The organism is Agromyces sp. H66, assembly GCF_004959775.1.
Lineage (GTDB): Bacteria > Actinomycetota > Actinomycetes > Actinomycetales > Microbacteriaceae > Agromyces.
Window position 1 is genome coordinate 31,293 of sequence record NZ_SJZG01000017.1, and the last position, 14,934, is coordinate 46,226.

Consider the following 14,934-nt stretch of genomic DNA (forward strand, 5'->3'; position numbering starts at 1 on the left):
CGTCCGTCACCAGTGCGGCGGTCGCTCCCGCGTGATCCGTTCGTCGTCGGATGACCCGCGCCGCCGCTTCGGCTTCGTGCCGAGCTCCTCGGCGTCACCGGTCGACGGGGTGGGCGCCTCGGGCGCGACATCCGTGCCCGGCGCCGGCGTGAGACGCGCTCGCCGTCCCGTTCCGGCACGCTCCACCCGCTGCCTGGGTTCGTCGGTCGTCATCCGGCCGCGGCATCCGTCGATGCCCCCGGCTCGGGCCTGCCGAGCAGGGTGGCGACCCGCACGGCGACCGCCTCGGGGTTGCCGAAGAGCTCGAAGCTGTGCACTCGCAGGTAGTGCCAGCCGAGGCGTCGAAGCACGTCGGGCCGGAGCCGGAGCGACTCGCGCAGGCTGAGCCCCGTGAACGCCTCGTCGGTCTCGACGACGACGGCCTTGCCCGCGTGGGCGGCGGCCAGGGCGAGCCGGCCGCGATGGCCGACGCTGACCCGGATGCCGCGGCGGTCGAGCCGCGCCGCGAGATCGTCGAGCATCGACTCGCCGGTGGGACGCGCGTCCTCCTCCGCGGCGCGCTCCTCGGTCTGCGAGAGGATCGCCGCGAGCGCGAGGACGCCGTGCGACTGCCGGTCCTCGTCGATGTCCTCGGGACGGAAGGCCGAGACGAGATCCATCGAGCGCCGAGCGCGGGTCATGGCGACGGCGAGCAGGCGGTCGCCGCCCGGCTCCCCGAGCGCACCGAAGTTCGACAGCAGGCGTCCGTGCGGGGTGCGCCCGTAGCCCACCGAGAAGATGACCCGGTCGCGGCTCTGCGCGACGGCCTGCTCGAGCGTGAGCACCGTGAACGGCTCCGCGCGGTCCTTGAGGATGAAGTCGGACAGGTCGGTGCGCTTGGCGAACGCCGCGAGTACGGCCTGGTGCACGCGCGCGGCGTGCCTGGCGCTCGCGGTGATGACCATGAGCGACTCGCGGGGACGCTTGACGGCGTGCTCCATGACGAGCTCGACGACCTTCGCCACCTCGGAGTCGATCGACTCCACGGTGCCCGTCACGGCGTCGGGCAGGCCGTTGCCGCGCACGTAGTGCAGTCCGAGGCTGCCGTGCCCGAGGAAGCTGCCGGCCCACGGCAGCGACGTGATGCGGCCCGCGTAGAAGCGGCGGTTCACCAGCTCGGCGAGGTCCTCCCCGCCCGCGCGGTAACTCCGCGTGAGGGTGAGCGTCGGCAGCAGCTCTCCGAGCCGTGCCAACGCGGAGTCGGCGTGCAGCGCGTCGACGCCGTGCTCGGTCGAGCCCGCCGGCTGCGCGTCGCCGTCGTCGATGGCGGTCTCGAACAGCGTGGGGGTCTGCGTGACGGGGTCGCCGAACGCGACGACCTGCTTGGCGCGCCGGATAGCGCCGAGGTTCTCGGCGATGGTCGTCGACCCTGCGTCGACGAGGATGACCGTGTCGAACACGATCCCGTCGTCGATCTCGGGGACCTCGTAGGGCGACGCGAGCCACACCGGCGCGAGGGCGCGGAACAGCTGCGGGGTGTCGTGGTGCAGTGCCCCCGGCCGCACCCGGTCGCCCCGGAGCATCCGCTTCAGTCGGTTCGCTTCATCGGGGTGGTCGACGAGCCCGACCTTCCAGTTCTCGGCGAGGTGCCACGCGAGCTGCGGACCGGCCGCCGACGCGTGAGCCTCGTCGACGAGCCGGAAGTCGGCCTCGAGGCGGTCGAGCACGGTCGTGTTGGCGCCGAGCAGCGCCTTGTCGCTCGCGAGCATGCGCTCGAGCACGGACTGCCACCACGCGAGTTCGAGCTCGTCGGCCACGAACCGCTCGGGCACGTGGCGCTTCGCGAGGTCGACCAGGAGCGGGTCGAGTCCAAGGTCGCGGAGCCGCGAGAGCACGGCGGTGCGCTCCTGGAGGTTCATGAGCACTTCGGACTCGGCGGCGAGTCCCTCGAGGGCGGAGACCAGCTCTCGCACCGGGCGGGCGGCGAGCTGGCGCTGCGTGCCCACGACACCGAGTGGCGCGTCGAGCGCGGCGAGATCGGTGGCGACCGTGCGATACGCGACGTACACGTCGTCGATGCCAACGGGGACCCCGGGGATGGCGCCGGCCTCGGAGTACCGATGCCACAGGGTGCGCTGCTGCTGGATGCCGCGAAGCGCCGCGTTGAGGTCGGTGACGTGCACGCCGGGCCGCACGTACTCGAGCGCGAGACGCCGCAGCCGCCGGCGGTTCGAACCCGACATGCCGGGCGAGTCGCGCCGCGAACTCGTCGCGGCGATGAGCTCGCCGAGGGGACGGTCGTACACCGACGGCACGAATCGGTCGAGCGTCTCGCGCACGTCGAGCAGCAGTCGCAGGAACACCCCGAGCTCGGCGACGGACTCGAACGGTCGCAGCCGCGTCTGCGCGATGAGCGCACGGCCGCGCTCCAGGAGCCGCGGCAACTCGGTGCCGCTCAGGCGCTTGGCGAGCTCGTGCGCGTGGATCGCCTCGTCGGAGGAGGTGAACGAGGCCCCGTACCACGGCGAGTCACCGGGCCCGTAGCGGAACTCGCCGAGCTCGGCGGCCCTCGCGAGGTCGCGCGCGACCTGGTCGCGACCCTCGGCGAGCGCGACGAGCGACGCGTGGTCGAGACGCGCGGTGGTCGAAGGCGCATCCTCCGACTGGGCGAGCCGTGCGAGTTCGCCCAGCGCGTCGAGCACCGACACCCGCAGCTCGGGGTCGCGGCGGGTGAGCGCCGAGCGGTAGTCGAGCAGCACCTTGCGCAACCGCACGAGGGCGTCGTCGACGTCGGCGACGCGGGGCCGCTCGGCCTTCTCGTTGCGGGAGATGGACTGGATGAGGTCACGGCGCAGGGTCGCGGTCGTCACGGCGGCGCCGCCGAGGCCGACCTGGCCGAGCCGGTGGGCGATGCCGTCGAGGCTGGCTCGTCGGGCGCCCACGACGAGCACGCGCTTGTCCTTCGCGACGAGCGCGCCGATGGCGTTGACGATCGTCTGCGTGCCGCCCGTGCCCGGGAGGGTCTTCACGACCAGCGAGGACCCGGATTCGATCTGCGCGATCACCTGCTCCTGCTCGGAGTCGGCGTCGAGCAGGAGGGTGTCGGTCGACGGCGGCCGTTCGTCCTGCGGCACCGGGCGCACGGGCTCGTTGCGTTCGGCGAGCGCGGCACGCGCCGCCGGGTTGCCGGCGATCGCGTCGATGACGGGATGGTCGAGGCGCGCGACATCCGCGGCCATCGCCGGTCCGACCTCGGCGAACGAGGAGACCACGAGTCGCGGCGCCACGTGGAACCACGGCAGGTGCGACGTGAGCCCGCGCAGCCGGTCGATGACGGGCTGCGGCTTGAACACGCCGTTCGTGATGGCGAGCGCGACGAACGCCTCGGCGTCGAGCGTGATGCGGAACTGCTCCCGGAGCTCGCGGGCGAGCGCGGGATTGAGGAACGGCTGGCCCTTGAGCTTCAGCTCGAAGTCCCGACCGTAGCGGCGGATCGCGAGCGGCCGGAGCAGCACCGGAGCCAGGTATTCCTCGCCGGCGTTGCGCCACGATGCGAGGCCGATCGCCAGGTGCACCGACTCGATGCCGCGCACCGACCGCAACTCGATGCCCTTCTGCGTGATCTCGGCGGCGGCGAGCCGTGCGTTGCGCAGCGCGAGCTCGTCGCGGATGAGGCTCGAGAGCAGGGTCGACTTGCCGGTGATGAACTGCGGCAGGCCGCCGGGATGCGTCGTGGAGAGCTCGATCCGCGTTCGGGTCGTGTCGTCGAACCGCACGAGCGGCGAGCGCCCGCCGACCGCGGCGAGCTCCCCCTGCCAGCGCCGCCACGTGGGCTCGGCGACGTTGCCGGCGACGAGTTCGGGATCGCCGAGGCTCAGTGCTTCTGGGCTGGTGATGTCGGTGCGCATGGGCTTCGGGGTGAGTCGTTCGGCTGCGGCATCCGTCCGGGGCCGGAGGATGCCCCCCTCGTCATGATCCCGATCGAGCCGCCACACACCGACACCATACGTTGATTCGCTCGGATTCCCGGGAGCATCGCCGCATCGACCGGAGGTTTGATACCCCGGGGGTATCCTGATACCCTTGGGGTATGCGTCAGCATAGCGCGACGCTCCCCGCCGTACAATCGATCACCGGCCACCGTCCGATCCAGGAGGCACCCGCGATGCAGTCCATCTCCCACGCCTACATCATCGACGTCCGCGAACACGATGAGGTCGCCCAGGCGAGCGTGCCCGGCGCCCACCACATCCCGCTCGGCACCCTTCCCGCCCGTCTCGACGAGGTGCCGCGCGACCGCACGGTCTATGTCATGTGCCACGCCGGCGGCCGCAGTGCCCGGGCGACGCAGTTCCTCGAGTCCGAGGGCTTCGACGCCGTGAACATCGACGGCGGCATCACCCGCTGGTACGGCGATGGTCTGCCCGTCACCCTGGGGAGCGCAGCATGAGCACCATCGAGACCACCACCGCCACGGCGACGGATGACGCGGACCGGCGCATCCTCAACCGCCTGAAGCGCGCACGCGGCCAGCTCAACGCGGTCATCGACGCCGTGGAGTCGGGCGGCGACTGCCGCACCGTCGTCACGCAGCTGTCGGCCGTGTCGAGCGCGCTCGACAAGGCCGGCTTCGCGATCATCTCGAACGCGATGCGCGAGTGCCTCACCGAGCCCAGCGGCGACGCCGACGACCCGAACCGCATGACGGTCGAGGAGCTCGAGAAGCTCTTCCTCACCCTTTCCTGAACCACGGGCGCCCGGCATGCGGGCACCCACGACGGCCCGGGTCTCCTGCGAGACCCGGGCCGTCGGCGTGAGCGGCGTCGGCGCGGGCCGCGTCAGCCCGCCGCCTGCAGCTCCAGGCCGTGGGCGCGCGCGACACCCTCGTTGACGAGCCGGCCGGCCGTGACGTTCAGGCCGAGGGCGAGCGCGGGGTCGGCGGCGAGCGCCTGCTCCCAGCCGAGGTCGGCGATCTTCAGCGCATACGGGAGGGTGGCGTTCGTGAGCGCGGGCGTCGAGGTCGCCGGCACGGCGCCGGGCATGTTCGCGACGCAGTAGTAGATCGCGTCGTGCACGCGGAAGGTCGGCTCGGCGTGCGTCGTGGGCCGCGAGCCCTCGAAGCAACCACCCTGGTCGATCGCGATGTCGACGAGCACCGCCCCCTGCTTCATCGTGGCGACCATCTCGTCGGTCACGACCTTCGGCGCGGCCGCCCCGGGTACGAGCACGGCGCCGATCACGAGGTCGGCGTCGCGAAGCTGACGAGCGACCTCGTACGGCGACGAGGCGAGCGTCTTGATGCGGTGGTCGTAGCGCGCGTCGATCTCACGCAGCTTCGGCAGCGAGATGTCGATGACCGTCACGTCGGCGCCGAGACCCATGGCGGTCGCGGCCGCCTGCTCGCCGGCGACGCCGCCGCCGATGACGACGACCTTCGCGGGGCTCGTGCCGGGCACCCCGGCGAGGAGCACGCCGCGGCCGCCCTTCGACGCGTGCAGTTCGGCGGCGCCGACCTGAGGCGCGAGCCGGCCGGCGACCTCGCTCATGGGGGTCAAGAGGGGCAGCGACCGGTCGGGCAGCTGCACGGTCTCGTACGCGATGGCCGTGGCACCCGAATCGAGGAGCGCCCGCGTGAGCGGCAGGTCGGCCGCGAGATGCAGGTAGGTGAAGAGCGTGAGGTCTTCACGGAGGAAGCCGTACTCGCTCGCGATGGGCTCCTTGACCTTCATGACGAGTTCGGCCGCCCACGCCTCGGCGGCCGTCTCGACGATCGTCGCGCCGGCCGCGGCGTACTCGGCGTCGAGGTAGCCCGCGCCGAGGCCCGCGCCCGCCTGGATCGCGACGTCGTGGCCGCGGTGCGCGAGTGCGTGCACGCCCGCGGGCGTCATCGCGACGCGGAATTCGTTGTTCTTGATCTCTGCAGGCACGCCGATGCGCATGGTGGACTCCGAATGCTGTGTGGATGTGTGATTCCATCGTCGCCGGTTGTTCGCCGAACGCAAAGCACAACCGCATGGAATTCGGTAGACTGCCGGGATTCACCGCACACATTCGAAAGCGAGGCCCGGAATGGGCGATCTGCCGCAGATCAGCGAGGCCACCGACGGCCGCCGGCCCGTGCGGACGTCCGACGTCGGCGCGCCCGCCGGCACGTCCGCCGGGGCATCCGGTCCCATCGCACTCGACGCGATCGACCGACAGATCATCGCCCTCCTGCACGAGAACGCCCGAATCCCCAACGTCGACCTCGCCCGGGCCGTGGGCGTCTCCCCGTCGACCTGCCTCGCCCGGGTGCGCTCCCTCCGCGAGCGCGGTGTCATCACGAGGTACACCGCCGAGATCAACCCGCTCGCGCTCGGATTCACCCTGCAGGCGCTCGTGAGCGTGCGCATCCGCCCCGGCGCCCGTCACCTCATGGAGCAGATCTCCGACGACCTGCGCACCCAGCCCGAGGTCGCGCAGCTCTTCTTCCTCGGCGGATCAGAGGACTTCCTCATCCACGTGCGCGTCCGCGACAGCGAGCACGTGCGACAGTTCGTGCTGAACAACCTCTCGGCGAACCCGGCCGTCGCCCTCACCGAGACCAACCTGGTGTTCGAGCACCACACCGCCATGTCGGCAGGGCTGCGCACCGTGCTGTAGCCGCGGCACGCCCCGGGCGGATGCCGGCACTCCTCGCCGGCCCGCTCGATGAGACGACGCGACCGGAGCGCGCTCAGACCGCGGTTCCCGCCGGATCGAGCACCGCCAGAAGCAGCCGCTTCGCTGTTGCGTACCTTGATCGCGCCGTCGACGGTGGGATATCGAGAACGTTCGCTGCCTCAGCCACCGAGAGGCCCTCCCAATGCACGAGTTCGATGAGTTCCCTGTGGTCGTCGGGCAGCTTCGCGACGGCCATGCGGATCTCCACCGCCCCCTCGGTCGACGGCTTCGTGCCGGACTGGGATTGGGTGAGGAAGTTCCTGAGTTCGTTCGTTGCCGCCGTTCGCCGACGGGCGGCTCGTCGCGCGTTCAGCAGGGTGTTGCGCGCGAACGCGAAGAGCCACGGCCGCAGCGCTGCATCGTCGAATGGCATGTCTGCCCGCTTCTTCCATGCTGTGAAGAGCGCATCGCTGAGGATGTCAGCGGCGTCAGCGGCGGGGTCGATCCGTCGTTCGAGGTACGCCAGGATGTCTGAGACGTTCTGCCGAACGGCGGTCTCGAATCGGCGGTCTTGAGCGCGGTCACGCGCGCTCACTTCGGGCCGCCGCAGTCGAATCCGCCTTCCAGACTGACTCGGGAAGGATCCAGCCCCTGTTCCTTCACCCCGTCGAACACGATTTCCGGGATGGCCTCGAAGATCGCCCACGCATCCGGGTCGTTGAACCACATGTCGCGGGTGGGCTGTCCCTTCTGCTCGGCCGCCGCGAGCGCTTCGGCGGCCATCTCACGTCCTCGCTTCAGCACGGCCTCGTCGATCGCGACCGACTCGAAGTCGATGCCTTCCAAGGTCTCCCGAGCCGCGAGTACAGCCGGGTCGGTGTCGGAGACACCGGGTATCGGACCGACGATGTAGCTGGCCTGGCAGGTCTGCCGGGTGTCGTTGGTCCACTGATCGGTACGGTCAGGACTGAACCCGAACCACCACTCCTGGACCCCCGGGACGGCCAGCGCGGCGCCCGTTCCGCCCAGCATCAGCGCGAAACTCGCCACCCCCAGGAAGAGGCGCCGTCGACCCCGCCGACGAAGCCGGACTCGCTCGGACACGACAGCGTCGAGCAGCGCGGCCATCCGTTCATCCCGCGGCGCCACCAGTGGCGCCGCAGCACGGTGGGCCTCTCTCAGCTCAGCGTCGTTCATCCGATTCCTCCCGTGACGATGTCCTTCACCGAGTACATGTCCGGCTGGAACCGGCGCGTCCAAGTCCGGATCTGCATGGTCGCCCATGCGATGGTCGGAAGATGCAAGGGACTGCCGCGAGTCACGCGGTCACTTCGTCGGTCGTCGTCGGGCGACCGCGAGGGCCCGTGACCGCGCGCGGCGGTCGATTCTCGGAGGGCTCCTCGAGCTGGGATCGGAGTCGGCGCTTGGCTCGTTCCAGCCGTCCGCGTGCCGTGGAGGTAGGAATGCGGAGGACGCCGGCCGCGACGGGGACGGGGAACCCGTCCCAGTAGACCAATCTGATCAGCTCTCGCTGGTCAGGGGGCAGCGATGCCACAGCCTGGTGCACCTCGAGGTCCTCGTCTCGGCTCGAGAGCGCGGCGGATCGGAGGAGTTCTGCACGGAGCGGTTCCGCCAGCCGGATGGCACGGCGACGTCCTCGGAGCCAGTTCAGATGGACGCGGTGAGCGACCCCGTAGATCCAGAGGCGGGCTTCGTCGTCGTCTGCTGGGATGTGCCGGATGCGACGCCACGCGACCAGGAAGACCTCGCCCAACAGGTCGGCGGCGTCGGCCGGCTGCTCGGTGCGGCGGACGAAGTAGCGCAGCAGGTCGGCTGCGAGTCGGTCGTGCAGGTTCGTGAGGCGTTCGGCGGCTGTCCGGCTTCGCGCGCTCATCGCGGCTCGCAGCCGTACTCGGTCTGCAAGCTCACTCCGTGCCCAAGCAGCCCTTGCGCCGTGAACTCGTCGGAGATCTGCGCGACAAGCATCGAGTTGACGAGTTCGAGGTCGGGTTCGTCCCTTGCGAGCTCACGGCGCCGTGCGTCGGACCACATGTTGTCGCCGGCCTCTGCCTCCGCCGCGAGTTGCTCGACCGAGATGGAGGCGAGGAAGCGTTTCGCCTTCTCGAAGTGCCGGACGGTCAGCTCGTCGACCGTCTGGCCGTCGGGCTCGACGCCGAGGGTCAGGTAGCAGCGCGCCGCCGTTGATTCGGTCTCGATCACTCGCTCATAGGTGAGATCTCCGACGTATCGCGGTGGCGGGCCGTACGAGCCGGAGCTCGCGACCGCGGCCGTCGCGCCCACCGCGACCAGCCCAGCCAGAACGGACATCGCGGTCAGTGGTCGCCCGAACAGTCGCCGTCTCCGCCGCTGGAGAGCCATCGCCTGGGCGAGCTGCCGCGCCGACCATTCACCGTCCGCAGTCACACGCTGCCCAGGATCAGCACCGTTCAACCGGTCTTCAAACCCCACGCTCTGCTCCTTCGTCCATGCACCCTACGAGAGACATGTCCGGGAGAAACCGAATCTCCATGGCGCACCGAGGATCCGTGACGAACAATCCAGGTCGTCGCCCAATATTCCAGTTATTGGAGTATTCTCGCAATCATGGGGTCTGAGATGCGGGAGCCGACGTTCTGGACGTTGGTGTCGCTCAGCGGCGGGCGCCGTCATGGGTACGCGTTGATGGAGGAGGTCCGCGACGCCTCGGAGGGACGTGTGGAGTTGAAGGTGGCGACGTTGTACGCGGTTCTCGAGCGTCTGCAGCGAGAGGGCCTCGTTGCCGCCGACGGTGACGAGGTGGTCGATGGCCGGCTTCGCAGGTACTTCCGGATGACCGGACTCGGGGAGCAGTCGCTGGCGGCAGAGCTCGAACGCATGGAATCTGCGGCCCGTCTGGCTCGCGTCAGGCTCGCCCGTCGACCGGCGATTGCGCAATGACCGAGGACGAGGTCGCACGAGGAGGGCACGTGAGCGAGGAGCGGGTCGAGCAGTATCGACGGATGCTGCGGTGGTATCCCTCCCAGTGGCGTGCGGAGCACGAAGCGGTGGTCGTCGGCATCCTGCTCGATCAGGCGGACGCCCGTGGGGAGCCCAGCCCCCGAATCGGGGATCGGTTCGCGCTGGCCGTCGGCGGCCTGCGTCGCGGATTCGGCGTCGCAGACGGTCGACGGCCGGCGGTGATCATCCCGCTCGTGCTCGCAGCGGCCTTCCTGACGTTCTACGTCTCGGTGATCACCTGGTCGCCCGGAGTGGACTACGCCGGAACGCTCGGGCCGTTCAGCAATCCGACCGTCATCGTCGCGGGACTGTTCGTCGTCGCCCTCGCCGCGGCGTTCGCTGGGCGCAACGTGGCCGCGCGGTGGATCGCAGTGGTGGCCGCAGGGACTCAGCTCGGCCTTTCCTTGCTTGCCTCCGGATTCGACTGGCTCGGGCCGAGCCTGCCTACCGCGGTGCTCGTTGCCGGACTTGGGGTGATTTCAGCACTGCCCTGGCACGCACCCCTTGCCACAGGCATCTCTCTCAGTCTTCTGCTGTCGCTGTTCGCATTCATCCTCGCCGGAGACATCGCCGCGGCTGCCGTGCCCCTGCCCGGCGTCGACCTCGCCGTCGCTGTGGCGCAGACCATGGTGCTCGCTGCCGTCATCATCGTCATCGCACGCGCCGCCAGGCGAGCCACCACTCTCGAGCTCCGGACCGGGGCATCCTGAGATTTGGGAACGTCCTCGGGTCGAGCGGACAGTCCATAGTGTGACGACTGCGGATGACGAAGACTGGGCACGTGCGCTCGGGGGCGACGGTGAGGCGTTCGGGCGCATATTCGATCGCCATCACACCCGCATCCGGCGCCACGTGCACGGCCTCGTGCCGACGGCCGCTGATGCGGACGACGTCGTCGCCACGACGTTCCTCGAGGCCTGGCGCCGGCGCGACGGGATTCGCTTCGTCAACGGCTCGATGCTGCCATGGCTGCTTCGTACCGCCACGAACGTCTCGCGCAACGTGACCCGGTCGACACGTCGGCACCGCAATGTGCTCGCGCGACTGCCGGTCGACGCCTCGACTCCGGATCATGCCGACGGGGACTACGGCGACGGGCCGGCAACCCGTTCGTTGGCACTGCTCTCCCTCCAACACCAGCACGTCGTCACGCTCTGCGTGCTCGAAGGGCTGACCACTGACGAGGCAGCGAACCTCCTCGGCGTCAGTGCGGGCACGGTCCGGTCGCGACTGTCCCGAGCCAAGGCGCAGCTCCGGGCACATATCTCGAACCCCATCCCGCGTCATCCGTTGAAAGGAGCGACCGATGAACTCTGAAGAGCGTCCTCGCAGTCAGCGTGACCAGGAACTGCGACGCATCCTGGTCGCCACCGCCACCGCCTCCGCGACCACACCGGCCGCACCGAACCGGCGACGGACCGTTGCTGCCTCGATCGCCGCCTTCGGCCTTGCCGGCGCCCTGACCGGCGGTGCGATCTCCGCAGCCGCCCTCACCGCTTCCCCATCGGAGCCGACGAGCATCAACCTCGATGACATGACGGAATTCCTCGTGTACGACGACACCCGACTGTTCGGAACTCCCCATTTCATTCGCAGCTCGGGCGACACCGACATCGAACTCGGCCAGAAGCCGGAGGGTGCCGAGTCGATCGTCCTGGCATTCCACTGCCTCGACCCCGGCCGCGTCGACTACACGTTCGACGGCGAACTGATCGGTTCGTCGACGTGCAACGCCGAAGACACCCGAGAGGCGAACGGCGGCGGGTTCATCGGCGTAGACGGGGGCGGCCGACACACCCTCCGGATCACCGCCGACCGTCACCACGACTACGTCATCTGGGTGTCCTGGGCGACCAGAGCACCCAAGGCCGACCCGTCCCCCGCCCAGCAGGAAGCACTCTCGGACGGCACGGTCACGGAACGTGAATACCGCGAGGGCTTCGCGCGCTACTCGGAATGTATGAACGCGGCAGGCCATCCCCTCGTATCCGTCGACGACACCGACACCATCATCGACTACTCGAACCCCAGCGACGCGGTCACGTCCGGCGAGGAAGGCCGATGCTACGCCAGCGAATTCGAGCAGCTCGACATCGCCTGGCAGATTCAACACGAGGGCAACCCCGACTAGACAGGGCTCCCGCGAGCACGCACCGGGCGGATGCCTCGCCGCGACGCGGCATCCGGGCCTATCGTGGTCGCATGGCGCCAGAGACCACCGTCGCTCCCATGCTCGCGAAGGCCGTGCCGTCGGTGCCCGAGCCCGACTCCGTGGCCGGCGGGCTCGTCTATGAACCGAAGTGGGACGGCTTCCGCGGCATCGTCGCGTTCGACGGCGAGCACGTCGAGATCGGCAGCCGCGGCTCGAAACCGCTCACGCGGTACTTCCCAGAGCTCGTCGAAGCGTTCACGCGGCTCCTGCCGGAGCCCTGCGTGCTCGACGGCGAGATCGTCGTGAGCACCGAGGCATCCGGCGGCACGAGGCTCGACTGGGAGGCGCTGACGCAGCGCATCCACCCCGCGGCGAGCCGCGTCGAACGCCTCGCGCAGGAGACGCCCGCGATGTTCGTGGCATTCGACCTGCTCGAGCTCGGCGGCCGGTCGCTCATGGACGAACCGTTCTCGGTGCGCCGCGCCGCCCTCGAGACCCTCGTGGAGGGGCTCGGGCATCCGATCCACATCACCCGCATCACCGACGACGTCGAACTCGCCCGGCGTTGGTTCACCGAGTTCGAGGGCGCCGGACTCGACGGCGTCGTGGCCAAGCCGCTGGCCGCGCCGTACTCGCCGGGCAAGCGCGTGATGCTGAAGGCGAAGCATCGTCGAACCGCCGACGTCGTCGCGATCGGGTACCGGGTGCACACCTCGGGACGAGGCGTCGGATCGATCCTCCTCGGGCTCTACGACGATCACGGGCAGCTGCGGAACGTCGGCGGCGTGTCCGCCTTCAGCGACGCGCGGCGACAACAGCTCATCGACGAGCTCGCGCCCCACGTCGAACTCGACGAGGCCGGCGCGGCGATGACCGGCGAGACCGACCGGAGCCGCTTCGCGTCGAGCAAGGACGTCTCGTTCGTGCGGCTCCGCCCGGAGCTCGTGCTGGAGGTGCGGTACGACCAGCTCGAGGGCATGCGGTTCCGGCACACCGTGCAGTTCGAGCGTTGGCGGCCCGACCGGGAACCGCACTCGTGCACGTTCGCGCAGCTCGACCGGCCGGTGGCGTACGACCTCGCCGACGTGCTGGTCTGAGCCTGGCGACATACCGCCCGGGGTAGCACCCCGCACGGGGTCGGTCAATCCCCTCGCCCTCGACGAGGTGGCCGCCTACGGTGGATGATGGCCGATCTCACTGTCGCGATCCGGCCGTGAACGAGGAGTGCACCGATGACCGATCCGAACCCTACCGATCCGAGCGCGGCGGACGAACTCGATGAGGCGGTCGACGCCGCCGAGCAGCATCAGCGAGCCGAGGAGGCGGCCGACCCCGACGAGCACGTCGTGATCCGCGACCCGCAGACGGGCGAGACGGCCGAGGAGCCGGCGCAATGACCTCCCTCATCGAACCCGCCCACGACGACCGCCCCCGACGCCGGCACGGGCTGCCGCCCATCGGCCTCTGGTGGCCGATGCTCGAGCGCCCCCTCCAGCGCGAGGTGCTCGAGAACCTCCACGCCCCGCTCCGCGCCGTCGTGGTGCGGCGCATCTTCGAGCTCTGCGAACTCGACGATGCGCCGGTCCCGCGCATGGGCATGCGCCTCGGCCCGAACGAGCGCGCCTACATCGCCGGGTGGATGCACGCCGTCGACTGGGACTGACGGGGCGTTCCGGATGTCGCGGGCCCGAGGCATCCGATAACGGGCGAGGCATCCGACCACGGGCCCGAGGCATCCGACCGCGGGACGGGACCCAGGTCTATGGTCGGGCCATCGTGACTCGCGCAGAGTGGGATGGGCGCCGTCGAGCGCCGAGGAACGGAGTCCCACAGTGCGTCTCGAACGAACGATCGCCGGCGCGGCCGCAGCAGCCGCAGTGGCCCTGATCCTCGGCGGTTGCGCCGCCGACCCGGCCGAGAACGCCGCTGCTCCGGCGACCGCGGCCCCGGTCGCGGCGACGTGCGTCGCCGATCCCCATGAGGTGGCGACGACGCCGCTCCCGGCGGCCGCGACCGCGCCCGTCGACGACGCCACCGCCGCGGCCCTCGACGAGGCCGCCGCCGCCGGGTTCGCGCTGGCCTCCGCCCCCGGTGCGGTGGTCGCCGTGCAGACCCCCGAGGGCACGTGGACGGCCTCGTACGGCGACGCCGACCCCGCCGCGAAGATCCCGATGACGGCCGACGTGCACCACCGCATCGGGTCGGTGACCAAGACGTTCACGGGCACCGTGCTGCTGCAACTGGCCGAGCAGGGCGCGCTCTCGCTCGACGACCCCGTCGAGAAGTACTTCGACGGCGTGACCGACGGCGACCTCATCACGGTTCGGATGCTGCTGAACATGACGAGCGGCATCGCGAGCTACACGCTCGACGAGGACTTCCAGGCCGCGCTGTTCGCCGACCCGATGCGGGTGTACACGCCCGACGAGCTCATCGCGATGGGTCTCGCCCTCCCCCAGAAGTTCGAACCGGGTGCGCAGTTCGACTACTCGAACACCAACTTCGTGATGCTCGGCCGGATCGCCGAGCTCGTCACCGGAGAACCGTTCGCCACCGTGCTCGGCGAGCTGGTGCTCGAGCCGCTCGGCCTCGGGGACACCGCGATGCCGTCGGCGGACGAGGTGCAGCTGCCCCCGCCGAGTTCGCGCGGCTTCACCCTCCAGGGCACCCCCGACGACTCCACCGACCCCGTCGACGCGACCGATTGGAACCCCACCTGGGCGTGGACGGCCGGCCAGATGACCTCCACCGCCGCCGACCTGCTGGTCTACGGCCGAGCCCTCGGCACCGGCCAGGGCCTGCTCGGTGAGGACGCCCAGGTGGAGCGGCTCACGTCGATGGCGCCGAAGGGCGGGTACGGCCTCGGTGCGGGATGCCTCGACGGCTGGTTCGGCCACACGGGCGAGCTGCCCGGCTTCAACACCGCGCTCTACTACGACACGACGAGCGACACGACCGTCGTCGTGCTCGCGAACAGCGACATCCCGTCGGGTGACTGCACCGATTCGAAGACCCTCGCCGACGACCCCGGCACCGAGCCGTGCATGGACCCCGCCGTGCGCATCTTCGCCGCGGTCTCGACCGCCCTCGGGCACACGTTCACACCGCTTCCGAAGTCGTAGCGCGAGGTCCCGCATGCTCCTCGCGGCACCCTCCCGGCTGCG

The 14,934-nt window shown here is 70.2% G+C and carries 18 protein-coding genes; 11 read left to right on the forward strand and 7 right to left on the reverse strand.

The genetic code is table 11. From position 1 onward, the window contains the following. Positions 1–6: 6 nt before the first annotated feature. Together EZM51_RS19275 and EZM51_RS19280 are read right to left on the reverse strand one after the other, a co-directional pair. A complete protein-coding gene (locus tag EZM51_RS19275; protein WP_136709935.1) occupies positions 7–213 on the reverse strand; it encodes a hypothetical protein in 207 nt (68 codons plus the stop codon). Beyond that, positions 210–3,887, reverse strand: a complete 3,678-nt coding sequence (locus EZM51_RS19280; RefSeq protein ID WP_169054002.1) for an ATP-binding protein — start codon at positions 3,885–3,887, stop codon at positions 210–212. The genes EZM51_RS19275 and EZM51_RS19280 overlap by 4 nt, the downstream gene beginning before the upstream one ends. Before the next feature lie 182 nt (positions 3,888–4,069). Here EZM51_RS19280 and EZM51_RS19285 point away from each other — a divergent pair, with 182 nt between their 5' ends. Then, complete coding sequence (locus EZM51_RS19285; protein WP_136709937.1) at positions 4,070–4,429, forward strand: rhodanese-like domain-containing protein; 360 nt, start codon at positions 4,070–4,072, stop codon at positions 4,427–4,429. Next, on the forward strand, positions 4,426–4,725 hold the full coding sequence (locus tag EZM51_RS19290; RefSeq protein ID WP_136709938.1) for a metal-sensitive transcriptional regulator: 300 nt from the start codon (positions 4,426–4,428) through the stop codon (positions 4,723–4,725). The genes EZM51_RS19285 and EZM51_RS19290 overlap by 4 nt, the downstream gene beginning before the upstream one ends. 92 nt (positions 4,726–4,817) lie before the next feature. Here the strand turns inward: EZM51_RS19290 and ald are convergent, their stop codons facing one another. Beyond that, positions 4,818–5,918 carry an alanine dehydrogenase gene (ald, locus tag EZM51_RS19295; RefSeq protein WP_136709939.1) on the reverse strand — a complete coding sequence of 367 codons (1,101 nt, stop codon included), beginning with the start codon at positions 5,916–5,918 and terminating at the stop codon, positions 4,818–4,820. 130 nt (positions 5,919–6,048) lie between these two features. On the opposite strand from ald, the gene EZM51_RS19300 reads away from it, so the two are divergent. Next, complete coding sequence (locus EZM51_RS19300; RefSeq protein ID WP_136709940.1) at positions 6,049–6,621, forward strand: Lrp/AsnC family transcriptional regulator; 573 nt, start codon at positions 6,049–6,051, stop codon at positions 6,619–6,621. A 73-nt stretch (positions 6,622–6,694) separates the two neighbouring features. Here EZM51_RS19300 and EZM51_RS19305 read toward each other — a convergent pair whose 3' ends face one another. The 4 genes from EZM51_RS19305 to EZM51_RS19315 form a co-directional block, all read right to left on the reverse strand. After that, positions 6,695–7,216 (reverse strand): RNA polymerase sigma factor, encoded by a 522-nt coding sequence (locus EZM51_RS19305; protein WP_169053995.1) that lies wholly within the window; start codon positions 7,214–7,216, stop codon positions 6,695–6,697. After that, positions 7,213–7,818: a hypothetical protein gene (locus EZM51_RS20725; RefSeq protein ID WP_169053996.1), complete on the reverse strand. Its 606-nt coding sequence runs from the start codon at positions 7,816–7,818 to the stop codon at positions 7,213–7,215. The genes EZM51_RS19305 and EZM51_RS20725 overlap by 4 nt, the downstream gene beginning before the upstream one ends. 121 nt (positions 7,819–7,939) lie before the next feature. After that, entirely contained in the window at positions 7,940–8,515 is a 576-nt protein-coding gene (locus EZM51_RS19310; RefSeq protein WP_136709942.1) for a sigma-70 family RNA polymerase sigma factor, read from the reverse strand. Next, the gene (locus EZM51_RS19315; RefSeq protein ID WP_136709943.1) at positions 8,512–9,090 is read right to left on the reverse strand and encodes a hypothetical protein; all 579 of its coding nucleotides are present in this window, start codon (positions 9,088–9,090) and stop codon (positions 8,512–8,514) included. The genes EZM51_RS19310 and EZM51_RS19315 overlap by 4 nt, the downstream gene beginning before the upstream one ends. 135 nt (positions 9,091–9,225) lie before the next feature. Here EZM51_RS19315 and EZM51_RS19320 point away from each other — a divergent pair, with 135 nt between their 5' ends. From EZM51_RS19320 to EZM51_RS19350, 8 genes are all read left to right on the forward strand, one after another. Beyond that, positions 9,226–9,558 (forward strand): PadR family transcriptional regulator, encoded by a 333-nt coding sequence (locus EZM51_RS19320; protein ID WP_136709944.1) that lies wholly within the window; start codon positions 9,226–9,228, stop codon positions 9,556–9,558. A gap of 29 nt (positions 9,559–9,587) precedes the next feature. After that, positions 9,588–10,328 (forward strand): hypothetical protein, encoded by a 741-nt coding sequence (locus EZM51_RS19325; RefSeq protein WP_169053997.1) that lies wholly within the window; start codon positions 9,588–9,590, stop codon positions 10,326–10,328. Positions 10,329–10,368: 40 nt separating this feature from the next. Continuing rightward, positions 10,369–10,935 (forward strand): RNA polymerase sigma factor, encoded by a 567-nt coding sequence (locus EZM51_RS19330; RefSeq protein ID WP_136709946.1) that lies wholly within the window; start codon positions 10,369–10,371, stop codon positions 10,933–10,935. Between the two features lie 232 nt (positions 10,936–11,167). After that, positions 11,168–11,749: a hypothetical protein gene (locus EZM51_RS19335; protein WP_136709947.1), complete on the forward strand. Its 582-nt coding sequence runs from the start codon at positions 11,168–11,170 to the stop codon at positions 11,747–11,749. A gap of 71 nt (positions 11,750–11,820) precedes the next feature. Next, a complete protein-coding gene (locus tag EZM51_RS19340) occupies positions 11,821–12,867 on the forward strand; it encodes an ATP-dependent DNA ligase (RefSeq protein WP_248305749.1) in 1,047 nt (348 codons plus the stop codon). A 135-nt stretch (positions 12,868–13,002) separates the two neighbouring features. Further along, a complete protein-coding gene (locus tag EZM51_RS20730) occupies positions 13,003–13,167 on the forward strand; it encodes a hypothetical protein (RefSeq protein WP_169053998.1) in 165 nt (54 codons plus the stop codon). Continuing rightward, positions 13,164–13,433, forward strand: a complete 270-nt coding sequence (locus EZM51_RS19345; protein WP_136709948.1) for a hypothetical protein — start codon at positions 13,164–13,166, stop codon at positions 13,431–13,433. Before EZM51_RS20730 ends, EZM51_RS19345 begins: the two co-directional genes overlap by 4 nt. A gap of 169 nt (positions 13,434–13,602) precedes the next feature. Next, entirely contained in the window at positions 13,603–14,892 is a 1,290-nt protein-coding gene (locus EZM51_RS19350) for a serine hydrolase domain-containing protein (protein ID WP_211195993.1), read from the forward strand. The last annotated feature ends 42 nt before the right edge of the window (positions 14,893–14,934 follow it).